This window comes from Bartonella elizabethae F9251 = ATCC 49927 (assembly GCF_000518165.1).
GTDB classification, from domain to species: Bacteria; Pseudomonadota; Alphaproteobacteria; order Rhizobiales; family Rhizobiaceae; genus Bartonella; species Bartonella elizabethae.
Genome location: NZ_JADB01000005.1, coordinates 55,969 through 79,761 on the forward strand (window position 1 = coordinate 55,969; position 23,793 = coordinate 79,761).

General features: G+C 40.8%; 32 protein-coding genes. All 32 read right to left on the bottom strand.

Going from position 1 to position 23,793, the window contains the following annotated elements; translation table 11 throughout:
* Positions 1-342: 342 nt before the first annotated feature.
* On the bottom strand, positions 343-3,015 hold the full coding sequence (gene alaS / locus T429_RS0105995; RefSeq protein WP_005773300.1) for an alanine--tRNA ligase: 2,673 nt from the start codon (positions 3,013-3,015) through the stop codon (positions 343-345).
* A 207-nt stretch (positions 3,016-3,222) separates the two neighbouring features.
* The gene (gene recA, locus T429_RS0106000) at positions 3,223-4,266 is read right to left on the bottom strand and encodes a recombinase RecA (RefSeq protein WP_005773299.1); all 1,044 of its coding nucleotides are present in this window, start codon (positions 4,264-4,266) and stop codon (positions 3,223-3,225) included.
* Between the two features lie 979 nt (positions 4,267-5,245).
* Positions 5,246-6,565 (bottom strand): replication-associated recombination protein A, encoded by a 1,320-nt coding sequence (locus tag T429_RS0106005; RefSeq protein WP_005773298.1) that lies wholly within the window; start codon positions 6,563-6,565, stop codon positions 5,246-5,248.
* A gap of 8 nt (positions 6,566-6,573) precedes the next feature.
* Complete coding sequence (locus tag T429_RS0106010) at positions 6,574-7,968, bottom strand: DegQ family serine endoprotease (RefSeq protein WP_005773297.1); 1,395 nt, start codon at positions 7,966-7,968, stop codon at positions 6,574-6,576.
* Positions 7,969-8,236: 268 nt separating this feature from the next.
* Entirely contained in the window at positions 8,237-8,665 is a 429-nt protein-coding gene (rplQ, locus tag T429_RS0106015; protein ID WP_005773296.1) for a 50S ribosomal protein L17, read from the bottom strand.
* Positions 8,666-8,689: 24 nt separating this feature from the next.
* Entirely contained in the window at positions 8,690-9,703 is a 1,014-nt protein-coding gene (locus T429_RS0106020; RefSeq protein WP_005773295.1) for a DNA-directed RNA polymerase subunit alpha, read from the bottom strand.
* A gap of 94 nt (positions 9,704-9,797) precedes the next feature.
* A complete protein-coding gene (rpsK, locus tag T429_RS0106025) occupies positions 9,798-10,187 on the bottom strand; it encodes a 30S ribosomal protein S11 (RefSeq protein ID WP_005773294.1) in 390 nt (129 codons plus the stop codon).
* 116 nt (positions 10,188-10,303) lie between these two features.
* Positions 10,304-10,672: a 30S ribosomal protein S13 gene (gene rpsM / locus T429_RS0106030; RefSeq protein ID WP_005773292.1), complete on the bottom strand. Its 369-nt coding sequence runs from the start codon at positions 10,670-10,672 to the stop codon at positions 10,304-10,306.
* A 180-nt stretch (positions 10,673-10,852) separates the two neighbouring features.
* Positions 10,853-11,431, bottom strand: a complete 579-nt coding sequence (locus T429_RS0106035) for an adenylate kinase (RefSeq protein ID WP_005773291.1) — start codon at positions 11,429-11,431, stop codon at positions 10,853-10,855.
* The gene (secY, locus tag T429_RS0106040; protein WP_005773290.1) at positions 11,428-12,774 is read right to left on the bottom strand and encodes a preprotein translocase subunit SecY; all 1,347 of its coding nucleotides are present in this window, start codon (positions 12,772-12,774) and stop codon (positions 11,428-11,430) included. The genes T429_RS0106035 and secY overlap by 4 nt, the downstream gene beginning before the upstream one ends.
* A 162-nt stretch (positions 12,775-12,936) precedes the next feature.
* Positions 12,937-13,404, bottom strand: coding sequence for a 50S ribosomal protein L15 (gene rplO, locus T429_RS0106045; RefSeq protein ID WP_005773289.1), 468 nt, complete (start codon positions 13,402-13,404; stop codon positions 12,937-12,939).
* A gap of 20 nt (positions 13,405-13,424) precedes the next feature.
* A complete protein-coding gene (rpmD, locus tag T429_RS0106050) occupies positions 13,425-13,631 on the bottom strand; it encodes a 50S ribosomal protein L30 (RefSeq protein ID WP_005773288.1) in 207 nt (68 codons plus the stop codon).
* A 31-nt stretch (positions 13,632-13,662) separates the two neighbouring features.
* Positions 13,663-14,211 (bottom strand): 30S ribosomal protein S5, encoded by a 549-nt coding sequence (gene rpsE / locus T429_RS0106055; RefSeq protein WP_005773287.1) that lies wholly within the window; start codon positions 14,209-14,211, stop codon positions 13,663-13,665.
* 111 nt (positions 14,212-14,322) lie between these two features.
* The gene (gene rplR / locus T429_RS0106060; protein ID WP_005773286.1) at positions 14,323-14,685 is read right to left on the bottom strand and encodes a 50S ribosomal protein L18; all 363 of its coding nucleotides are present in this window, start codon (positions 14,683-14,685) and stop codon (positions 14,323-14,325) included.
* Between the two features lie 12 nt (positions 14,686-14,697).
* The gene (gene rplF, locus T429_RS0106065) at positions 14,698-15,231 is read right to left on the bottom strand and encodes a 50S ribosomal protein L6 (RefSeq protein WP_005773285.1); all 534 of its coding nucleotides are present in this window, start codon (positions 15,229-15,231) and stop codon (positions 14,698-14,700) included.
* 38 nt (positions 15,232-15,269) lie between these two features.
* A complete protein-coding gene (rpsH, locus tag T429_RS0106070) occupies positions 15,270-15,668 on the bottom strand; it encodes a 30S ribosomal protein S8 (RefSeq protein ID WP_005773284.1) in 399 nt (132 codons plus the stop codon).
* 14 nt (positions 15,669-15,682) lie between these two features.
* Positions 15,683-15,988, bottom strand: a complete 306-nt coding sequence (gene rpsN / locus T429_RS0106075; RefSeq protein ID WP_005773283.1) for a 30S ribosomal protein S14 — start codon at positions 15,986-15,988, stop codon at positions 15,683-15,685.
* Positions 15,989-16,012: 24 nt separating this feature from the next.
* Complete coding sequence (rplE, locus tag T429_RS0106080) at positions 16,013-16,570, bottom strand: 50S ribosomal protein L5 (RefSeq protein WP_005773282.1); 558 nt, start codon at positions 16,568-16,570, stop codon at positions 16,013-16,015.
* A complete protein-coding gene (gene rplX / locus T429_RS0106085; protein WP_005773280.1) occupies positions 16,563-16,877 on the bottom strand; it encodes a 50S ribosomal protein L24 in 315 nt (104 codons plus the stop codon). Before rplX ends, rplE begins: the two co-directional genes overlap by 8 nt.
* 12 nt (positions 16,878-16,889) lie before the next feature.
* The gene (gene rplN, locus T429_RS0106090) at positions 16,890-17,258 is read right to left on the bottom strand and encodes a 50S ribosomal protein L14 (RefSeq protein WP_004855715.1); all 369 of its coding nucleotides are present in this window, start codon (positions 17,256-17,258) and stop codon (positions 16,890-16,892) included.
* 146 nt (positions 17,259-17,404) lie between these two features.
* Positions 17,405-17,644 carry a 30S ribosomal protein S17 gene (gene rpsQ / locus T429_RS0106095; protein WP_005773279.1) on the bottom strand — a complete coding sequence of 80 codons (240 nt, stop codon included), beginning with the start codon at positions 17,642-17,644 and terminating at the stop codon, positions 17,405-17,407.
* An 11-nt stretch (positions 17,645-17,655) separates the two neighbouring features.
* Positions 17,656-17,856: a 50S ribosomal protein L29 gene (gene rpmC / locus T429_RS0106100; RefSeq protein WP_005773277.1), complete on the bottom strand. Its 201-nt coding sequence runs from the start codon at positions 17,854-17,856 to the stop codon at positions 17,656-17,658.
* A 12-nt stretch (positions 17,857-17,868) separates the two neighbouring features.
* Positions 17,869-18,282: a 50S ribosomal protein L16 gene (gene rplP / locus T429_RS0106105; protein ID WP_005773276.1), complete on the bottom strand. Its 414-nt coding sequence runs from the start codon at positions 18,280-18,282 to the stop codon at positions 17,869-17,871.
* 36 nt (positions 18,283-18,318) lie between these two features.
* Complete coding sequence (gene rpsC, locus T429_RS0106110) at positions 18,319-19,029, bottom strand: 30S ribosomal protein S3 (RefSeq protein ID WP_005773275.1); 711 nt, start codon at positions 19,027-19,029, stop codon at positions 18,319-18,321.
* Positions 19,029-19,418 carry a 50S ribosomal protein L22 gene (rplV, locus tag T429_RS0106115; RefSeq protein ID WP_005773274.1) on the bottom strand — a complete coding sequence of 130 codons (390 nt, stop codon included), beginning with the start codon at positions 19,416-19,418 and terminating at the stop codon, positions 19,029-19,031. The genes rpsC and rplV overlap by 1 nt, the downstream gene beginning before the upstream one ends.
* 2 nt (positions 19,419-19,420) lie before the next feature.
* Entirely contained in the window at positions 19,421-19,699 is a 279-nt protein-coding gene (gene rpsS, locus T429_RS0106120) for a 30S ribosomal protein S19 (RefSeq protein WP_004855734.1), read from the bottom strand.
* A gap of 15 nt (positions 19,700-19,714) precedes the next feature.
* Positions 19,715-20,548 (bottom strand): 50S ribosomal protein L2, encoded by an 834-nt coding sequence (gene rplB, locus T429_RS0106125; protein ID WP_005773271.1) that lies wholly within the window; start codon positions 20,546-20,548, stop codon positions 19,715-19,717.
* Between the two features lie 21 nt (positions 20,549-20,569).
* The gene (locus T429_RS0106130; protein ID WP_005773270.1) at positions 20,570-20,863 is read right to left on the bottom strand and encodes a 50S ribosomal protein L23; all 294 of its coding nucleotides are present in this window, start codon (positions 20,861-20,863) and stop codon (positions 20,570-20,572) included.
* Positions 20,860-21,480: a 50S ribosomal protein L4 gene (gene rplD, locus T429_RS0106135; protein WP_005773269.1), complete on the bottom strand. Its 621-nt coding sequence runs from the start codon at positions 21,478-21,480 to the stop codon at positions 20,860-20,862. Before rplD ends, T429_RS0106130 begins: the two co-directional genes overlap by 4 nt.
* Positions 21,481-21,482: 2 nt before the next feature.
* Complete coding sequence (gene rplC, locus T429_RS0106140) at positions 21,483-22,220, bottom strand: 50S ribosomal protein L3 (protein ID WP_005773268.1); 738 nt, start codon at positions 22,218-22,220, stop codon at positions 21,483-21,485.
* Between the two features lie 27 nt (positions 22,221-22,247).
* Complete coding sequence (gene rpsJ / locus T429_RS0106145) at positions 22,248-22,556, bottom strand: 30S ribosomal protein S10 (RefSeq protein WP_005773267.1); 309 nt, start codon at positions 22,554-22,556, stop codon at positions 22,248-22,250.
* Between the two features lie 61 nt (positions 22,557-22,617).
* Positions 22,618-23,793: an elongation factor Tu gene (gene tuf / locus T429_RS0106150; protein ID WP_005773266.1), complete on the bottom strand. Its 1,176-nt coding sequence runs from the start codon at positions 23,791-23,793 to the stop codon at positions 22,618-22,620.

Below are 23,793 nucleotides of genomic sequence, written 5' to 3' on the forward strand. Positions count from 1 at the left end.
AAAAAGCGACAGCTTACAACTTCATAAGCTTAAGAAGCTGTTTTGCAATAAATCTTGCGTTATCCTCTTCACAATTCCTATTGTAAAATAGGATAGAGATGTTTCTTTTAAAATCAAAATAATAGATACTTTCTTTTATGAAAGATATGGTTCGTCTACATCATAAACAAAAGCATGAAGCACAACACAATCTTGCTAACACCCCCCTTTTTTATCTTGATGATTTTATCTCTCTCTCAATAATACTGTATCTATATTTCAGCAATCCACTCGATAGATATTCGTGATTTTTATACGCCAATCTAACATACCAATGTAAAAAAAAACCGATAAGGAAATTTTTTACTTTTTAAATTTTTCTAGAAAATCTTTTAGTGCTGCAAATGCCTCATCAGCTTTGGTTCCCTCAGGACCACCAGCCTGCGCCATATCAGGACGCCCTCCACCGCCTTTCCCACCAAGAACAGATGAAAGAATACGAACGAGATCAACAGCGTTTAACTTATCCGTTAAATCATCCGTAACACCAACAACAGCACTCCCCTTGCCATCCTCCGAAACACTAATAAAAGAAACCACTCCAGATCCAATTTGTTTTTTACCAGAATCAACGAGTGCTTTAAGATCCCGTGGTGGAATATTATTTACAACACGTCCCATAAAAGAAAGTTCATTGATAATAGTAATATCACTTTGACCACTTTCTGTTATTCCCCCACTCAACACCATTTTCTTACGCACATCATTCAATTCTTTTTCAAGTTTACGACGATCATCAAGCAAAACTCTCACCCGTTCTTCTAAATCAGAAGAAGAAGTTTTTAAAAGATCTGCAATTTCACGGATGCGTACATCTTGGCGGCTAAGATAAAGACGCGCTGCAGCACCTGTTAAAGCTTCAATACGGCGCACTCCAGCTGAAACAGAACTTTCAGAAACAATATGAATCAAACCAATATCCCCTGTTCTTTCCACATGTGTTCCTCCACAAAGCTCAAGTGACCAAGACCTTTTTAAGTCTTCCTTTTCAAGCAACTCTCCCATAGAAACAACGCGAACTTCATCTCCATATTTCTCCCCAAAAAGTGCCATTGCTCCTTCAGAAATTGCATCATCAACAGCCATAAGGCGCGTTGTCACTTTATTATTTTGCAAAACAATCTCATTTGCTAAATCTTCTATTTTTTTCAATTCTTCTGCCGAAATAGCTTTTGGATGAGAAAAATCAAAACGTAACCGTTCTGGCGACACAAGAGAGCCCTTTTGAGTAACATGAGATCCCAATATTTGCCGTAAAGCTTGGTGTAATAGATGGGTAGCAGAATGGTTCGCACGAATTTTTTTACGACGAACACCATCAACGGTTAATTCTACACAATCAGAGATCTTAGCATGACCAGATTTAACTTCTCCAAGATGAATAAAAACACCATCAGCTCTTTTCTGCGTATCATACACCTCAAAAATAAAACCTTCATTAGAAATGATACCGCTATCACCAATTTGTCCACCAGATTCACCATAAAAAGGAGTCTGATTTAACACAAGAATGGCTTTCTGCCCTGAAGAAACCTCATCAACAATTTTACCATCACGCACAAGAGCTGTAAGAATACCTTTAGCTTTTTCTGTTTCATACCCTAAAAATTCTGTACCCCCAACCTGATCACGAACAGAAAACCAAATTGTCTCCGTGACAGCTTCACCTGAACCCGACCAATGAGCACGAGCTTCCTCTTTCTGGCGTTCCATTGCTTTGTCAAAGGCATCAACATCAACAGATATTCCACGACGCCGAAGAACATCTTGCGTCAAATCAAGTGGAAAACCATAGGTATCATAAAGCTTGAAAGCAACATCACCCTTTAAGTGATCCCCTTCTTTAAGCTTTGCACTTTCTTCATTTAACAAACCCAGTCCTCGTTCAAGCGTTTTACGAAAACGTATTTCTTCTAATTTTAAAGTTTCAGAAATCAAAGATTCAGCCCGCACCAATTCAGGATAAGCTTGTCCCATTTCACGAATGAGAGCAGGCAAAAGCTGCCACATTAAAGGTTCTTTAACACCAAGAAGATGTGCATGACGCATAGCACGACGCATAATGCGACGTAAAACATATCCCCTTCCCTCATTGGAAGGAAGAACACCATCGGCAATTAAAAATGCGCACGAGCGAAGATGATCAGCAATCACACGATGACTGGCAATAAAATCACCCTTTGCCTCAACCCCTGTAATTTCTTCTGATGCTCCAATTAATCCACGAAAAAGATTAATGTCGTAATTATCATGAACACCCTGTAAAACAGCCGCAATACGCTCTAACCCCATACCGGTATCAATAGAAGGATGAGGCAAGTCAACACGGTCTTCCTTAGAAAGCTGCTCATACTGCATAAACACAAGGTTCCAAATCTCAATAAAGCGATCACCATCTTCATCCACACTTCCAGGGGGACCACCCAAAATTTCATCACCATGATCATAAAAAATCTCCGAACAGGGACCACAAGGACCTGTTTCTCCCATTGACCAAAAATTATCAGCTGTCGCAATACGAATGATTTTTTCATCGGGAAGGCCTGAAATTTTACGCCATAATTCAGCAGCAACATCATCACTTTGATAAACGGTTACCAACAATTTATCTTTTGGTAGACAAAATTCTTTTGTTAAAAGATCCCATGATAAAAAAATGGCCTCTTCTTTGAAATAATCGCCGAAAGAAAAATTCCCCAACATTTCAAAAAATGTATGATGGCGTGCCGTATAGCCAACATTATCAAGATCATTATGCTTTCCACCCGCACGAACACATTTTTGTGCTGTTGTCGCCTTTTTATAAGGATGCTGTTCAAGTCCCGTAAAAACATTTTTAAACTGCACCATCCCTGCATTTGTAAACATGAGTGTAGGATCATTGCGTGGAACAAGGGGGCTAGAAGAAAGAACTTGATGCCCATGACGATGAAAATAATCCAAAAATGTTGACCGGATATTATTAACACTATTCATATCTACACCTGCAGAATACCGCAAAAACCTTAAAAGAAAAATCCCCCCATTAAATATCCTCTTTGCCACGCATGGAGTCAATTTAATCAAAGAACGGAATATTTATTAAAAAAATTGAGAAAAAAATAACTGTATATTTAAAAACTCAAAAAAATAAAAACAGAAAACATCTTAAATAAAAAAAATTATAGACGAAAAAACGGTCTATCAAAGGACTTCATCACCTTCCGTATTTTCAGATCCTGCATTTTCTAACAACTCAATCGCAATCAAACCAGCATTTTGACGCAAAGCCGTTTCAATTTCTGCCGCTATTTCTGCATGTTCGCGTAAAAACTGTTTTGCATTTTCACGTCCCTGTCCTAAGCGTTGAGAATTATAAGAAAACCACGAGCCAGATTTTTCTACGATACCCACTTTGACTCCTAAATCAATCAATTCACCTAGCTTGGAAATCCCTTCCCCATAAATAATATCAAACTCAACCTGTTTGAAGGGAGGAGCCAACTTATTCTTCACCACTTTAACACGCGTCTGATTACCAACAATCATATCCCGATCTTTAATAGAGCCAATACGACGAATATCCAAACGAACAGAAGCATAAAACTTTAAAGCATTTCCCCCCGTTGTTGTTTCAGGCGAACCAAACATCACACCAATTTTCATGCGAATTTGATTAATAAAAATCACCATGCAGTTAGAGCGAAAAATAGAAGCTGTGAGTTTGCGCAAAGCTTTGCTCATCAATCGCGCCTGTAATCCTGGTAAAGCATCACCCATTTCACCATCAATTTCTGCTCGCGGTGTTAAAGCTGCAACAGAATCCACAACAAGCACATCAACAGCACCAGAACGAACCAACGTCTCTGTAATTTCCAACGCCTGTTCACCAGTATCTGGCTGAGAAATGAATAAATTCTCTAAATCAACACCAAGCTTACGCGCATAGATAGGATCAAGCGCATGTTCAGCATCAATAAAAGCGCAAATTCCCCCTCCTTTCTGAGCCTCAGCAATAGCATGCAGCGCCAATGTTGTCTTCCCAGAACTTTCTGGTCCATAGATCTCCACAATACGCCCCTTGGGTAACCCACCAATCCCTAAAGCAATATCCAAGGATAATGATCCTGTTGGAACGGTTTCAATTTCAACAACTTGCTCTTTTTGCCCAAGACGCATAATCGAGCCTTTACCAAAAGAACGTTCAATTTGTGAGAGAGCAGCATCGAGAGCTTTTGTTTTATCCACGATTATATCCTTGACCGATTCATAATAATCTAACACTTAAAGTGTATATTGCCCTTTTAATTTAACTAAAGCCTTGAGTTTAGATTTTCACAGACTATTTTCACTTCTATCCCCACGTTATGTCTATAACATATCATGACCAGCAAAATAAAGAACTGACATTCCCTATCTTATGACACAACATAAACTCAAAATAAAATAATACTTTCTATAAGAGAGTAAATTAACACATTTATCTCTCTCTAGAAAAGTAACAATTTAAATTTCAACACAATGTTTAACCTTCCTGCTTACCCCTTGCCCCTAAGAAAAAACACCCCCTTAATCACATAAAAACGCCTCATTAATCAAAACCACCCCTACTGCATCAAAGAACAGAAACCTTTGTGTTTGCATATTCACGCACTTGTTTTTAAAAGGGGGCTTTCAACACTCGCTACACCCATTTTGCGACAGCACTCGTGAAATGGTGTATGCAAAATCTTGAGTACCAACCTCTTTACGCTTGGAACAACTCAGCACCACGATCATTACACCACCACACACTTTCCCAGCCCCTCAATGTTGCAAGGGCTCTCGACATTTGAAATTCTTCATAAGAGTCATTTTTAGTTTTTTCTTGTAGAGTTTTTATCACATGTCAATCCAGCATGTAATATACAAACGAATGGTTATAATTGATGAGATTTGGAACGAAAATATCATACAGTATTTGAGCTGTTATTCAATATACAAAACAGTTAGTAACGATTATAATCAATATCTTAGTCAATTAAAACCACAAAAATAAAATAGCTTTAAGAGTTGAATGACATATTTCCTAAATTTGAATCCATAAAAAGGTATGCCTTTGAAGAGATCAAAAAATTGTTCTACGATAATGCAATAAGTGTTTAAAATATAAACTAAAGTTCATACAACGACATGAGGAATAAAAAATAAATTCAAAATCAATAAAAAATGTGTTCCAATCCCAATTTTATGGTTGATTTTTACGTTTTTTGCGCAATTGTTTCCACCATTCAAGACGTTTGACAATTTCACGCTCAAATCCACGCTCAACTGGTTTATAATAACTCTGGCGCCCAAGTTTTTCAGGAAAATATTCTTGTCCTGAAAAAGCATCCGGTTCATCATGATCATAACAATAACCCTCTCCATACCCTTCCTCCTTCATTAATTTCGTCGGTGCATTAAGGATATGTTTAGGAGGTGGTAAAGAACCATTTTTTTGTGCACAACGCCGTGCAGCTTTATACGCGAGATATGTCGCATTTGACTTTGGTGCAGTTGCAACATAAAGACATGCTTGTGCCAAAGCCAATTCTCCTTCTGGTGATCCTAAGTAATCATAGGCGTCTTTTGCCGCATTACAAATGACAAGAGCTTGAGGATCCGCCAAACCAACATCTTCAACAGCCATACGAACCAATCTGCGCCCAATATAGAGAGGATCTTCACCAGCATCCAACATACGTGCTAAATAATAAAGCGCCGCATCAGGATCAGAGCCACGAACAGATTTATGCAACGCTGAAATGAGATTATAGTGCCCATCTCGTCCTTTATCATAAATGGGTGCACGACGCTGAATAACTTTTTGCAACGCACCAGCATTAAGAATCTCTCTGGGACGCACAACAGACCAAACTTCCTCTGCTAATGTCAATGCTACCCGCGCATCACCATCAGACATCCCTATCAAAACGTCTCTGGCCCCATCATCCAAAGGAAGAGACTTTCCTACCACCTTTTCAGCGTGCTTCAAAAGCATGCCTAAACTTTCATGATCATGAGAAAGAAATGTTAAAACCCGCGCACGCGAAAGAAGAGCAGCATTAAGTTCAAAAGAGGGATTTTCAGTTGTTGCACCAATCAGGACCACCGTACCATCTTCCATCACAGGAAGAAAACTATCCTGCTGTGCACGATTAAACCGATGAATTTCATCAACAAAAAGAAGCGTTTTATCTCCAGACATAAAACGCCTCTGTGCAACTTCAAAAATCTTTTTAAGTTCAGAAACCCCTGTAAAAATAGCAGAAACTTGTTCAAATGCGAAATTTGTTTCAAGTGCCAATAAACGTGCAACCGTTGTTTTTCCGGTCCCTGGAGGCCCCCAAAAAATCATCGATCCAATTGAGCCCGCTGCCACCATCCGTGAAAGCAAACCATCCTCTCCAATTAAATGCTTTTGTCCCACAACGTCATTGAGAGAACAAGGACGCATTCTTTCCGCAAGTGGCTGATTTTTATTAACTTTAGGATCAATCGATGAAGTAAAAAAATCTTTCTTCAAAAAAAACCTCAACGAATAAATTGGCGAATATACATACCATCACGTTCATATTCCAATTGCCAAGTACGCGAACGCGTTTGCATAAGAATCTTTTTCAACTGATGAACTGTTTGAATCTTATAGCCATTAACAACACGTAAAATATCTCCGGGACGAAAAATTCCCGCAGCATTGCTCATTTCATCAAGATTGGTAACCACAACACCCTTTGCCGATATAGGAAGATGAAAACGTCGACTATTTTGTGGTGTTAAATCTAACACTTCGGCACCAGCAAGAGGACTGTCACCTGTAATTTTTTCAGATTTTAAAAATGCAGTTTCCGATATCGATGCAACCTTTATCTGTGTTTTTAAAGTTTTTCCACCTCGCAAATATTCTAAAGCAAGACTATGGCCAACGTCCGCTGTCATCAAACGATAGCCAAGACTATCTGGACTATCAACGCGCACCCCCTGCACACTCAAAATAACATCACCTACTTTCAAACCAGCTTTTTCAGCAGGACTGTCTTTGATAACTTCAATAATAAGAGCACCATAGGGGCGTTCTAAACCTAAACCACTAGCAATATCAGATGTAACATTTTGAAAGGATGCCCCAATATAAGGTGGCACAAAATATTTTCCACCGCGTTTAACGGTATCAAGCATCACTTTTACAAGATTAACTGGAATAGCAAAACCAATCCCTACAGAACCACCGGAACGTGAATAAATAGCCGTATTAATTCCGATTAATTGACCTTTCATATCAATTAAAGCGCCACCAGAATTTCCTGGATTAATGGCAGCATCTGTCTGAATAAAAAAGTCAAAATCAGAAATCCCAACACGTGTACGCGCTTGTGCTGAAACAATACCACTTGTAACCGTTTGACCAACACCAAAAGGATTACCAATAGCTAGAACAAGATCACCAACTTCAACAGTATCAGAATCCCCCAAAGGAAGAACAGGAAACTGAGTATCTTTTACATCAACTTCCAAAATAGCAATATCCGTTGCTTCATCTTTGAGCACGACCTTACTCTCAAATTCTCGCCCATCAGAAAAAGCTATCTTAATTTCGCTTGCATCTTTAATGACGTGGTAATTTGTAACAATCAAACCACGTGCATCAACAACCACTCCTGACCCTAATGATGATTGCTTACGGACAGGAAAATTATTTTGCAAACGACCAAAAAATTGCTCAAAAAATGGATCACCCTCAAAAGGTGAGCGTGCTCTAATTTGTCGAGCTGCATAAATATTGACAACAGATGGAACTGTCTTTTTAACTAAAGGAGCAAATGAAAGAGTGATTTCTTTTTGTGTTTGAGGAACATGAGCATAGATATGATCAAACGATATCAGCATCATAACCGCAAAAAAAAGCCGCACCCAAAAAGAATACCTCATAACCTACTCCTTATAAAATCAGCCCATTCTGTTGAAGATTCATAGAATTTAAAAAAACAACCCCGCAAATGAAGGATCTCTATTAATATTTCATAATAGAGAATAAAAACAAGCTATTTAAACAGTAAATATTATAAAAATCAAATAATTCAATATCCTATAATTTTCTCTCATCAACTATTTTTCAAGTAAAAAAAACTTCAAAAATACACATAAAAAAAACCGCCTAAGAAAAGGCGGCCTTTTTAAATGCAATAGAATAAAAAACTTATGAGGACATACCCTTCTCATTCTCTGAAGCCTCGATACGAGCACGATCCGCTGCCCCCTTTGCTTCGACATCACGATCAACAAATTCTATGACAGCCATGGGGGCATTATCACCGGTACGAAACCCCGCTTTCATAATACGCAAATACCCACCGTTGCGTGATGCATAACGCGGTGCCAGTGTATCAAATAACTTTGCAACTTTCTCTGTATCACGAAGTGCGGCAATCGCTTGTCGACGCGCATGCAAACCACCACGCTTACCGAGAGTAACAAGTTTTTCAACAATAGGACGAATTTCTTTAGCCTTCGGAAGTGTTGTCACAATCTGCTCATGCTCGATCAACGAAGTCGCCATATTTGCAAACATCGCTTTACGGTGACTGGCAGTCCGGTTCAACTTGCGGCCTGAGTTACTATGGCGCATAAGCCCTCTCCTTAAATTCTAATTTTAATACTGATCTTCATAGCGTTTAGCAAGATCATCAATGTTTTCAGGCGGCCATGCAGGAATTTCCATTCCAAGATGTAACCCCATACATGCCAAAACTTCTTTAATTTCATTCAATGACTTACGACCAAAATTTGGTGTCCGAAGCATTTCAGATTCTGTTTTTTGAATAAGATCACCAATATAGACAATATTATCATTTTTAAGACAATTTGCCGAACGAACAGAAAGTTCTAATTCATCGACTTTTTTAAGAAGTGCAGGATTAAAGGAAAGTTCAGAATCCGCCTCTTCAACAGGCTCCTTCTGCGGCTCTTCAAAGTTAATAAATAACGATAATTGATCCTGAAGAATGCGCGCTGCAAAAGCAACAGCATCTTCTCCATTCACAGCACCATTTGTTTCAATCGTTAACGTCAATTTATCATAATCGAGAACTTGACCTTCACGCGTATTTTCCACTTTATAAGACACTTTACGAATTGGCGAATAAAGACTATCAATTGGAATAAGTCCTATACGACCATCATCAACATAATTACGATCAGATGGAACATAGCCCTTCCCTGTATTGACAATAAATTCCATACGAATTTCAGCCTCTTCATCAAGGGTACAGATAACATGATCTGGATTGAGAATTTCCATATCCCCAACGGTATTAATATCTCCTGCTTTCACCACACCAGGACCTTCTTTATAAACAACGAGACGTTTAGGCCCTTCTTCTTCCATACGAAGTGCAATTTCCTTTATATTCAGGATGATATCCGTCACATCTTCACGAACACCTGGAATGGATGAAAATTCATGTAAGACACCATCAATCTGCACAGCAGTAATAGCAGCCCCACGAAGCGAAGATAACAACACACGACGAAGTGCATTTCCTAACGTTAAACCAAATCCTCGCTCCAGAGGCTCAGCAATTACGCTTGTAATATTCGGATTATCATGCGAACATGATTCAACCTTATTGGGTTTAATAAGTTCCTGCCAGTTTTTCTGGATCATATTTTTATTCCCGTTCTTTAGTTCCGTTACCATTCAATCGTAACGACCAATGTGAACATCAGAGAAATCTCCGACAACAAAAAACAACACCCAATTAAACACGCCGCCGTTTCCGCGGACGACATCCATTATGAGGAATTGGTGTTACATCACGAATAGAAGTAATGACAAAACCAACAGATTGTAACGCACGTAAAGCAGATTCACGCCCTGCCCCCGGACCACAAACTTCAACTTCCAAAGAACGCATACCATGTTCTTGTGCTTTTCTCGCGCAATCTTCCGCAGCAACTTGAGCGGCAAAAGGTGTAGATTTACGCGCCCCTTTAAACCCTTGAGCCCCTGCAGACGACCATGCAATCGCATTCCCCTGAGCATCAGTAATCGTAATCATTGTATTATTAAATGTTGAATTGATATGCACAACACCCGATGAAATATTTTTACGTTCGCGACGACGAACACGTGTGGCTTCTTTGGCCATAATTTTCCTTTCAACGATCTCAACACTGCCGTAATATCAGCAGCTCCACCTTCTTTTCCCTGTTAAACGGACTTCAACAGGAAATAGAATATATAAAAAACCTCTCACAAGGATCCTTATTTCTTCTTACCAGCAATTGCCTTAGCAGGTCCCTTACGCGTACGAGCATTTGTATGCGTACGCTGTCCTCGAACAGGCAAAGACCGACGATGACGCAATCCACGATAACAACCAAGGTCCATCAAACGCTTAACATTCATAGCAACTTCACGACGAAGATCGCCTTCAACTTGATATCCCTGATCGATCGCCTCACGAATCTGCAACACCTCAGCATCTGAAAGCTCATGCACACGACGCCCCACAGGAATGCCAACCTTTTCAATAATTTCTTGAGCGAATTTTGGTCCAATCCCGTGGATATACTGAAGCGCGATAATGACACGCTTATTTGTCGGGATATTGACGCCAGCAATACGAGCCACGCCTACTCTCCTTAGTTATGTTGACAAATTGTTATAAAATACCTGACGTACCTTACAGAAAAAAATAGACTCAGAATAAAATTCTTCCGAATCCGCTTATTTAACTGAAATAAATTAAATTTGTTTGTGATAGATTTTATCTCAAAAGTCAACTCTTTTCATTTACTTCTAAAAAAAATCTTATGAAAGAAAACCTTTAATCATACGTGTCACCTCAGCAATACCAATCATTCCATCAATGACCTTCAACATTCCTCTCTCTGAATAAAATTTTGATAAAGGAGATGTTTTTTCGCGATATTCTACTAATCTTTTTGCAAAAGCAACAGGGTTATCATCTAAACGAACCTGTCCACCAGCCGCTATTGTCTCCTGAACACGCTTCTCCATACGTTCAATCAATGCGTCTTCATCAACACACAGCTCAATAACAGCATCAAGACGCATATTTTTTGACTCAAGGATCTGTTGTAACGCTTCTGCCTGTCCTACAGTCCTTGGATATCCATCCAAAATAAAACCATTTATACAATCAGCTTCATCAATCCGATCTGACACGATTTGATTAACAAGACTATCAGGAACCAAAGAACCAGAACTTATAATAGCTTTAGCTTTTTTACCAACTTCCGTTTCTTTAGCAATAACTTCACGCAACATATCTCCTGTTGATAAATGAGGAATGTTATATTCCTCAGTTAACATCTTAGCTTGCGTCCCTTTCCCTGCTCCAGGAGGACCTAAAAGAACAATTCTCATCGATTTCTTCGACCTCCACGAAGTTTTGATTTTTTTATCAACCCTTCATATTGGTGCGCAACAAGATGTCCCTGGATTTGAGCAACCGTATCAAGCGTAACAGTCACAACAATCAACAAAGACGTTCCCCCCAGATAAAAAGGAACTTGGAAAGCAGATATCATAAATTCAGGAAGCAAACAAACCAAGATAATATAAATAGCCCCCACAACAGTAATACGCGTCAAAACATAATCAATATATTCTGCCGTACGCTCACCTGGACGAATTCCTGGAATAAAACCAGAATGTTTCTTCAACTGATCCGCAGTATCACTCGGATTAAAGACAATAGCCGTATAAAAAAAGCAAAAAAACGCCATTAAAAATGCATAAACAATCATATACAGTGGCTGACCATGACCAAGAGAATAAGAAATAGTTTGCATCCATTGTGGCATTTTATCAGAAAAATTATTAATAGTGGCAGGTAGTAACAATAAAGATGAAGCAAAAATAGGAGGAATAACACCAGCGGTATTCAATTTTAAAGGAAGATGCGACATATCCCCTTGAAACATTTGATTACCAACCTGACGTTTCGGATACTGAATAAGAATTCTCCGTTGCGCACGCTCTATAAAAACAATAAGTCCAATAACCAAAACAGCGATAACAACGATTGCGATTAAAAGAAAAGTTGATAGATCAGCCTGACTATGCGCGGTCAAAAGCTGAGCAAAAGTAGAAGGAAAATTGGCTACGATCCCTGTAAAAATGATGAGAGAAACTCCATTACCAACACCGCGTGAGGTAATTTGCTCGCCAAGCCACATGAGAAACATTGTCCCACCAACAAGTGTAATAACAGAAGAGACTCGAAACATGAGACCTGGTTCTACAACAATTTGAAGCCCTGTCCCTATACCACTTTCAAGGGCAACGGCAATACCAAAAGCTTGTAGAATAGCTAACACAACTGTCACATAACGCGTATATTGATTAATAACCTTACGACCAACCTCCCCCTCTTTTTTAAGAGTTTCCAAAGAAGGAATGACGGACGTGAGTAATTGTACAATAATAGATGCAGAGATATAGGGCATAATACCCAAGGCAAAAATTGCCATACGCCCAACAGCGCCTCCAGCAAACATATTAAAGAGTCCTAAAACACCGGATGCATGATGCTCAAATGTCTGCCGCAAAGCATCGATATTAATACCTGGAAGAGAAATATAAGTGCCGAAACGATAGACAAGAAGCGCTGCCAAAGTAAACCATATGCGTTTCTTTAATTCAGTTGCACGCGAAAAAGTACCGAAGTTTATATTGGAAGCAAATTGCTCTGCTGCTGATGCCATTAAACGTCTCCACTTCACACTTCAGTTCTTTAAATCACAGAACTATAACGCTAAAATTCATATCTTTATACAGAAATAATTGCAGAACTTAAACAATTCTCCACAAAATATTCAAAAGAATAGATGTACCTCTTCTTTAAATCATGACTTATATCAAAAAAACTATTGAACAACATCAGGAAAAATAACCTGACCTCCCACTTTTTCGATCTTAACACGAGCAGCTTGTGAAGCACCAGAAACATGAAAAGTAATCTTAGCTTTCAAATCACCATCAGAAAGAAGACGAACCCCATCTTTCTCGCGACGAATAATACCAGCTTCTTTCAAAGCAATCATATCAACAGGCTTTTCAATATTCAACTTACGTGCATCAACAGCCAACTGAATACGCCCTAGTGAGACTTCATTATAAGCTTTAGAAAAGAAATTTTTAAATCCACGTTTTGGTAAACGGCGATAGATAGGCATTTGCCCACCTTCAAAACCATTAAGAGAAACACCAGAACGGGATTTTTGCCCTTTTACACCACGACCACCAGTCTTACCAGTCCCCGAACCAATACCACGGCCAACACGCTTACGATTTTTTGTTGCGCCTTTGCAATCACGTAGTTCATTGAGTTTCATATCTAATACTCCCGCAACCTTTAATCTTCATCTATAATGCGAACAAGATGCCGAACCCGAGCAATCATACCCCGTACACAAAGTGTATCTTCTAAAACGCGCCGGCGACGCATTTTATTGAGCCCAAGCCCCTTCAAGGTTGCACGCTGAATCTGTGAATTTCGAATAGGGCTTCCAATTTGCTCTACTGTCACAGTTTTACCACTCTGAGATTTTTTCTGAACCATTTCCTAATTCCTTTTCTGACAATCTCAGAAACTACCCTTCTACGTCGACTAAATGGCGACGACGCGCCTGCAAAGTCGAATATTTTATACCACGCTGAGCAGCAATATCTCTGGGATGCATTTGATGTTTCAGTGCATCAAATGTTGCACGAACCATATTATAAGGATTTGATGATCCTAGTGATTTTGCAACAACATCCTGCATACCAAGAGCTTCAAAAATAGCACGCATCGGTCCCCCAGCAATAATACCAGTACCAGCAGATGCTGAACGAAGCAAAACACGCCCAGCCCCGTGACGACCTTCAAGATCATGATGTAATGTACGTCCAGACCGAAGTGGGACATAAATCATTCCACGTTTTGCAGATTCCGTTGCTTTACGAACAGCCTCAGGAACTTCACGAGCCTTACCGTGTCCAAAGCCCACACGCCCTTTTTGATCTCCAACGACAACGAGAGCAGCAAAACCAAAACGCCTACCACCCTTTACAACTTTAGCAACACGATTAATATGAACGAGTCTATCGACAAACTCATTATCGCGTTCTTCTCTTTCACCACGTTCTTTTTGTGCCATTCCTCATTCCTTTTTCTTTTCCGGAAGCACGATAACAAAGCTCTTCATCAAATCGGAAGAGCTTAAACGAAATACTCTAAAGTATCCAGCCCCATCCATAAGGAGGAAACTTTAAAAGTTCAAACCACCTTCACGAGCAGCTTCAGCCAAAGCTTTGACTCGACCATGGTACACATAAGCGCCACGGTCAAAAACCACTTCATTAACACCAGCTTTTTTCGCACGCTCAGCAATTAACTTACCCACAGCAAAAGCGGCTTCTTTATCAGCCCCACTTTTTAATGATTTTTTCAAATCACTTTCAAGAGTAGAAGCTGAAACAAGCGTACATCCCCGTAAATCATCAATAACTTGCGCGTAGATGTTCTGATTTGAACGATAAACGCTAAGCCGAGGACGATCATGAGAAACCATCTTTATTCTACGACGAACACGCCTTGCACGACGCTGGATAATGTCCTTAGATGAAACCATAATACAAAATCCTTATTTCTTTTTACCTTCTTTACGGAAGATACGTTCATCTGCATGCTTAACACCTTTACCTTTATAAGGCTCAGGCCTACGATACTCGCGAATCTCCGCTGCAACTTGTCCAACTTGCTGTTTATCAATTCCAGAAATAACAATCTCTGTAGGCTTAGGGACAGTCACAGTAACACCCGATGGAACTTTATAAACCACATCATGCGAAAAACCTAGAGAGAGTTGAATATCCTTACCCTGCAAAGCAGCACGATAACCAACCCCATTGATCTCTAACCTTTTTTCAAAACCATCTTTTACACCACAAAAAATGTTTTCAATCATTGAACGTGACATACCCCATTTAGAGCGCGCATCTTTTGACTGATCCCGCGGCATAACGGATATGACATTGTCCTCGAATTTAACTAAGACTTCATCATTAACGACGTAACTTAATTCACCTTTTGGACCTTTGGCCTTAACCAGCTGACCTTCAACAGTAGCAGTAACCCCAGAAGGAATTGAAATGGGTTTTTTTCCAATACGAGACATTGTTCTAACCTACTTTTCTTCCGTTTTCTTGACATCCCTTAGAAAACACGACAAAGGAGTTCTCCACCAACATTCTGTTCACGCGCCTCATGATCAGCCATAACGCCTTTAGGAGTCGATAAGATCGAAATACCTAAACCGTTTGCCACCTGCGGAAGTGACTTAGCAGAAACATATACACGACGACCGGGCTTTGACACACGCGAAATTTCACGAATAGCAGCCATCCCTTCAAAATACTTCAATTCGATTTCAAGCTCAGCTTTTCCATCACCCAAATCAACTTGGTTATATCCGCGAATATAACCCTCCGACTGAAGAACATCAAGAACGTGTGCACGAAGCTTTGAAGCTGGAGTAACCACTTTGCCTTTTTTACGACCAAGTGCATTACGAATACGTGTTAACATATCACCAAGAGGATCTGACATAGACATTAAATAATCTCCTCTTACCAACTAGACTTTACAATACCAGGAATATGGCCAATAGAGCCAAGTTCACGCAATGCAATCCGTGACATTTTTAACTTACGATAATAAGCCCGCGGACGACCTGAAACCTCACAGCGATTACGAATACGAACTTTCGAAGAATTACGCGGCAATTCTGCCAACTGAACAGAAGCTTTAAAACGTTCCTCAAGAGAAACCTTCTGATCCATAACGATTGCTTTCAAACGTGCACGACGCGCAGCATAACGCTTTACCATCACCTCACGACGCTTATTTTTCTCAACGGCACTTACTTTGGCCATAACTTCACCTCGCTACATTTGCCGTTACGAACGAAAAGGAAAATTAAAAGCACGCAATAACTCACGCGCTTCATCATCCGTTTTCGCTGTCGTACAAACGATAATATCCATGCCCCAAATTTGATCAACTTTATCATAGTTGATTTCTGGAAACACAATGTGTTCTTTAATACCCATAGCAAAATTGCCACGACCATCAAAACTCTTTGGATTTAAACCACGAAAGTCACGAACGCGCGGAAGAGCAATCGTAACAAGACGATCTAAAAACTCAAACATACGATCTTTACGCAATGTTACTTTAGCCCCAAGAGGCATTCCTTCACGAACTTTAAAGGTCGCAATAGAATTACGCGCACGGGTAATAACAGCTTTCTGACCTGTTATGAGTCCTAAATCCTCAGCAGCAAGGGAAGGCTTCTTTGAATCAGCTGTTGCTTCACCTATCCCCATATTAACTACAATTTTATCAATCCGCGGAATTTGCATCGCATTTTTGTAATTAAACTTCTCTTGAAGCGCTTTACGAATCACTTCAAAGTAATACGCTTTCATACGCGGTATTTGTCTTTCTTCAGCCATTAATCAACTCTCCCGAACGCTTGGCAAAACGTACTTTATTACCATCTGCATTCATACGAAAGCCTACGCGTGTAGGCTTACCATCTTTAGGATCAGCAATCGCCAAATTAGACAGATGAATCGGAGCTTCTTTAGAAATAATTCCAGCTTCTTGCTTCTGTGTTTGACGTTGATGACGTTTAATCATATTAATCCCACGAACAAAAGCCTTATTCTCTTTTGGACTAACCTTAATTACTTCACCAGTAGATCCTTTATCCTTACCGGATAAAACAACAACTTTATCACCTTTTCGAATCTTCTGCATAACATTAACTCCTTACAGAACTTCAGGAGCAAGCGAGATGATCTTCATATGATTCCTCCCACGCAATTCCCGGGGAACAGGTCCAAAGATACGCGTACCGATCGGCTCTTTTTTGTTATCGACTAAAACTGCAGCATTACTATCAAAACGAATGACGCTACCATCTGCGCGACGAATATCCTTAGCAGTACGCACCACAACAGCTTTCATCACATCACCCTTTTTAACACGTCCACGAGGAATAGCATCCTTAACCGAAACAACAATAATGTCACCGACGGAAGCATATTTCCGCTTTGAACCGCCTAACACCTTGATGCACATGACACGACGAGCACCAGAATTATCAGCAACGTCGAGGTTTGTTTGCATCTGAATCATGACTGGCCACCTTTTCTTAACACATATATCTTCTTGTATCTTTTATTACACAATCAGATTTGCCTGCCAAATAAACATAAAGTCATCGCTTTGAAATTTATCAATGAAAAACCACTGTTAAATTCTAAAACAATAAACTTAACTGATTACGCTACATTGTCTTTTACAACAATCCAACATTTATCTTTCGAAATTGGTCTAGATTCTTGAATAGAAACTTGATCCCCAATCTTAAATTGGTTGTTTTCATCATGCGCTTTATATTTTTTAGACTGCCGAACAGTCTTCTTAAGAAGCGGATGAGAATAACGACGCTCAACTTTGACAACAACAGTCTTATCGCTTTTGTCGCTAATAACAACACCCTGCAAAACGCGTTTAGGCATCTCTTATTTCCTTAAACCTTACTTTCACTTACCTTTTGACGAAGAAAAGTCTTAATGCGCGCAATATCACGACGAACTTGTCTAACACGTGCAGTCTTTTCTAATTGACCTGTTGCTTTTTGAAAGCGTAAATTAAATTGCTCTTTTTTTAATTTAGCCAACTCATCTTTCATTTGGTCGAGCGTTTGCGCCCGTAATTCTCTGGCTTTCATCGCTTAACCTCTTTATTCAGCAATCCGCTGGATGAAACGCGTTTTGATAGGCAACTTCGCAGCACCCAACCTCAAAGCTTCACGTGCAACATCTTCAGGAACCCCATCAAGCTCAAACATGACGCGGCCAGGAGCAACACGTGCGGCCCAATAATCAACACTTCCCTTACCTTTACCCATACGAACTTCGGTTGGTTTAGATGTAACCGGAAGATCTGGGAAAATACGAATCCATACACGACCAGAACGTTTCATATAACGTGTAATCGCACGACGCGCGGCTTCAATTTGACGAGCAGTAACCCGCTCCGGCTCAACAGCCTTCAAACCGTAGGCACCGAAATTCAAATCCGTACCACCCTTCGCAACACCGTGAATACGGCCCTTGAACTGCTTACGGAACTTTGTGCGCTTTGGCTGCAACATTGTTCTCTACTCCAAATTTTAGTTCAATCTCAAAAACTAAGCATTCTCGCGGCGACGATTCGATGAAGAACCAGACTGATCAGCTTCCGTTGCACGACGTTCTGAAGCCATCGGATCATGTTCAAGAATCTCACCCTTAAAGACCCAAACTTTAATACCACAAATACCGTAAGCGGTCTTAGCTTCTGCTGTACCGTAATCAACATCAGAACGCAAGGTATGAAGTGGAACACGACCTTCACGATACCATTCCATACGCGCAATTTCAGCACCACCAAGACGACCAGAACAATTGATACGGATACCTTCTGCACCAAGACGCATAGCAGACTGAACAGCACGCTTCATGGCACGACGAAAAGCAACACGACGCTCCAACTGTTGAGCAATTGACTGTGCAATAATCGTCGCATCAATCTCTGGTTTACGAATCTCCACAATATTCAATGAAGTTTCAGCATTGGTCATTTCTGAAAGCTTACGACGAAGCTTCTCGATATCAGCACCCTTTTTACCGATAATCAAACCAGGACGTGCAGAATGAATCGTAACACGACACTTTTTATGAGGGCGTTCAATCACAACCTTAGAAATCGCTGCCTGTTTAAGTTCTTCAAGCACATAAGAACGAATTTTCAAATCTTCATGAAGAAGACGCCCATATTCACCACTATCAGCATACCAACGAGAATCCCAAGTCCGATTAACACCCAGACGAAGTCCTATTGGATTGATCTTCTGACCCATTATGCGGCCTCCACTTTTTCGCTAACTTCACGAACAATAACAGTAAGATGTGAAAATGGACGCTCAATTCGACTCGCACGCCCGCGACCACGAACATGAAAGCGCTTCATCACGATCGACTTACCAACATAAGCTTCTGCTACAACAAGCGAATCAATATCAAGATCGTGGTTATTTTCTGCGTTTGCAATCGCTGATTCAAGCGTTTTTTTCACAGTAGCAGCAATACGTTTACGCGAAAATGTTAAATCAGCAAGCGCCACATTAACTCTTTTACCACGAATCATTGCAGCAACCAAATTAAGCTTCTGCGGACTAACACGAATCGTTCGTGTGACAGCCTTTGCTTCATTATCCTTAAGTTGGCGCGGAACCTTAGCTTTTCCCATTCCTACTTCCTCTTCGCTTTTTTATCGGCACCATGACCATAATAAGTCCGGGTAGGAGCGAACTCACCAAACTTATGTCCAACCATCTCTTCAGAAACAGAAACAGGAATATGCTTATTGCCGTTGTAAACACCAAAAGTCAAACCAACAAATTGCGGCAAAATAGTAGAGCGACGACTCCATATCTTTATAACTTCATTGCGCCCACTTGCACGTACCTTCTCTGCTTTACCAAGAAGATAGCCGTCAACAAACGGACCTTTCCAAACTGAACGAACCACTTCAGACTACCTTTCTTATTTCTTGCGCTGATGACGCGTACGCATAATAAACTTATCAGTGGCTTTATTGGAGCGCGTACGCTTACCTTTTGTAGGTTTACCCCAAGGAGACACTGGATGACGTCCCCCCGATGTACGACCTTCACCACCACCGTGTGGATGATCAACGGGATTCATTGCAACACCACGAACATGTGGACGCTTACCACGCCAACGTGACCGACCTGCCTTACCATCATTAATATTCCCATGATCAGGATTTGACACAGCACCAACAGTTGCAAAACAGCTGCTAGAGACCAAACGCTGTTCTCCAGAATTAAGACGAAGAATAGCCATTCCTTGATCACGCCCAACCAACTGTGCATAAGTACCAGCTGAACGTGCGATCTGCCCTCCTTTGCCTGGCTTCATTTCAACATTATGAATAATTGTGCCTACCGGCATATTACCAAGGGGCATAGCATTCCCTGGTTTTACATCAACATTTGAACCAGCGATAATAGAATCTCCAACACCAAGACGTTGTGGTGCAAGAATATAACTTAATTGTCCATCCTCATAACGAATAAGTGCGATAAAAGCAGTGCGATTAGGATCATACTCTAAACGCTCAACTTTTGCTGAAACATCACGCTTAAGACGCTTAAAGTCGACAAACCGATAACTCCGTTTATGACCACCACCCTGAAAACGAGCAGTAACGCGACCACGATTATTACGTCCACCCTTTGAAGACAAACCTTCCGTCAACATCTTTACAGGTTTTCCCTTATAAAGACAAGAACGCTCCACAATGACAAGCTGACGCTGCCCAGGTGTCGTTGGATTAAATTGCTTAAGTGCCATTATTCCTATCTCCGAGCCTCTTTAAAGACCTGTCGAAACGTCGATAGTCTGACCACTGGCCAGAGTTACGATCGCTTTTTTGACATCACTCTGCCGACCAACAATACCTTTAAAACGTTTCACTTTACCCTTACGGACGATCGTGTTAACTGCTTTTACTTTCACGCTAAAAAGCGCTTCAACAGCAGCCTTAATTTCAGGTTTCGTCGCTTTCGGCGCGACATTAAAAGCAACTTGATTATATTCAGAAATCATAGTCGACTTTTCAGTAATAACTGGACTAATAATTACATCATAATGGCGAAGATCTGTCATTTAAAACGCTCCTCAAGAGCCTCAACAGCTGCCTTTGATAAAACAAGTTTGCTGCGACGCAAAATATCATAAACATTAATTCCCTGAATGGGCAAAATATCAATATTAGGGATATTCGATGCTGCACGAGAAAAGTTAATATCAATCTCTTTACCACCAATCAACAGAGCATTATTAAAGCCAAGCTTAGAAAAATGGGAAACAAGCTTTTTCGTTTTAGCATCCTTAACAATCAACTCATCCACAATAATTAAATCTTTTGCTTTTAATTTTGCAGATAAAGCAAGACGCAACCCAAGGGCACGAATCTTTTTAGGAAGATCATGCGCATGGCTACGAACCACCGGCCCATGGGCCTTACCCCCACCTCGAAACTGCGGGGCACGTGCAGATGAATGCCGAGCACGCCCAGTTCCCTTTTGTTTGAACATCTTTGCCCCTGTTCGTGACACATCAGACCGCCCTTGGGACTGATGCGTTCCTTGTTGACGACGAGAAAGTTGCCAACGAACAACACGTTGTAAAATGTCCTCACGTGGAACAAGATCAAAGATAGATTCAGAAACTTTTAATTTACCAGCTTCACGACCATCAAGTGTTTTTATTACAAGATCCATTATTAGGCTCCCTCAACTTCAGAGGTTTCCGTCACCGGAGTAATCATTTCTGTTTTCTCCTTCACAAGACGGCGAATACCAGCAGGCTTTGGAGCATTATCAGGAAGAGGTTTCTTCACGGCATCCCTTACCAAAATCCACGAGCCCTTCGAACCAGAAACAGCACCACGCACTAAAATTAAACCACGCTCAACATCAGTGGAAATAACTTCAATATTTTGTGTTGTTACACGCACCTGCCCCATATGGCCAGCCATTTTTTTCCCTTTAAACACTTTACCAGGATCTTGGCACTGCCCCGTAGAACCATGAGCACGATGTGTAATCGAGTTACCATGGGAAGCACGATGCCCGCCAAAGTTATGCCGTTTCATAACACCAGCAAACCCCTTACCAATACTGGTACCAGTCACATCAACTCTCTGTCCTGGAACAAAATGTTCCACTGTAATCTCTGTACCGATATCAAGAAGATTATCGGGGCTCACACGAAACTCTGCTATTTTGGCTTTAGGCTCAACAGAAGCCTTAGCAAAATGTCCACGAAGAGCTTGTGAAGTATTCTTAACCTTAGCAAAGCCTACACCTAATTGAACAGCAGTATAACCATTCTTTTCAACTGTACGCTGAGCAACGACTTGACAATTCTCCAAACGAAGTACTGTCACCGGCACATGCTCACCAGCATCATTATAAATACGGGTCATGCCCAGCTTCTGTGCTATTACACCTGAACGCATCGGGTCTGTTCCTTCTGTCCTCAAACCTCAGAGCTTAATTTCTACATCCACACCAGCAGAAAGATCGAGCTTCATAAGCGCATCCACTGTTTGCGGTGTTGGATCAACAATATCAAGAAGACGCTTATGAGTACGCATTTCAAACTGCTCACGGCTCTTCTTATCGATATGCGGTCCACGATTGACCGTAAATTTCTCAATCCGCGTTGGAAGCGGAATAGGACCACGGACATTTGCACCAGTCCGTTTAGCAGTCGATACAATTTCTCGCGTCGACGTATCAAGAATTCTATGATCAAACGCTTTCAAGCGAATGCGAATATTTTGACTGTTCATGCTCTTTATTTCCCTGTCATATAAAGCGCCTTTAATAATCAAGGCGCTCAACAAGCATTATTTATTCAATGATTTTAGAGACGATACCGGCACCAACAGTACGACCACCTTCACGAATAGCGAAACGAAGCTTCTCTTCCATCGCTATCGGCACAATCAATGACACATCCATCGCAACATTATCACCGGGCATAACCATTTCTGTTCCTTCTGGAAGCGTAACAATACCCGTAACATCTGTCGTACGGAAGTAAAACTGTGGACGATAATTCGTGAAAAACGGCGTATGACGACCCCCTTCATCTTTCGTCAAAATGTAAGCTTCCGCTTTAAAACGTGTATGTGGGGTAACCGATCCTGGTTTTGCCAATACTTGACCACGCTCAATACCTTCACGGTCAACACCACGAAGCAGCGCCCCAATATTATCTCCAGCTTGACCCTGATCTAAAAGCTTGCGGAACATTTCAACACCTGTCACCGTCGTCTTAGATGTTGGGCGAATACCAATAATCTCGATTTCTTCTCCAACTTTAATAACACCACGCTCAACACGACCCGTAACAACCGTCCCACGACCCGAAATCGAAAAAACATCTTCTATCGGCATCAAAAATGGTTGATCAACAGGACGCTCAGGGGTTGGAATATAATTATCAACCTCGCTCATTAAAAGACGAACCGCATCTTCTCCAATGCTTTTATCCTTGTCCTCAAGAGCAGCTAACGCAGAACCTTTTACAATCGGTATCTCATCTCCTGGAAAATCATATTTGGATAAAAGTTCCCGAACCTCAAGCTCTACAAGTTCCAAAAGCTCCGCATCATCAACCTGATCAACTTTATTGAGGAAAACAACAATCGCTGGAACGCCAACCTGACGAGCAAGCAAAATATGCTCACGGGTCTGTGGCATCGGACCATCAGCTGCAGAAACAACCAAAATGGCTCCATCCATCTGTGCTGCACCTGTGATCATGTTTTTAACATAATCTGCGTGTCCAGGACAGTCAACGTGCGCATAGTGACGGCTTTCCGTTTCATACTCAACGTGGGCTGTAGAAATGGTAATACCACGCGCACGCTCTTCTGGTGCTGCATCAATTTGGTCATATGCTTTAAACTCACCAAAAAATTTCGTAATCGCTGCTGTCAATGAAGTCTTCCCATGATCAACGTGACCAATCGTACCAATATTAACATGCGGTTTTGTTCGTTCAAATTTGCTCTTCGCCAT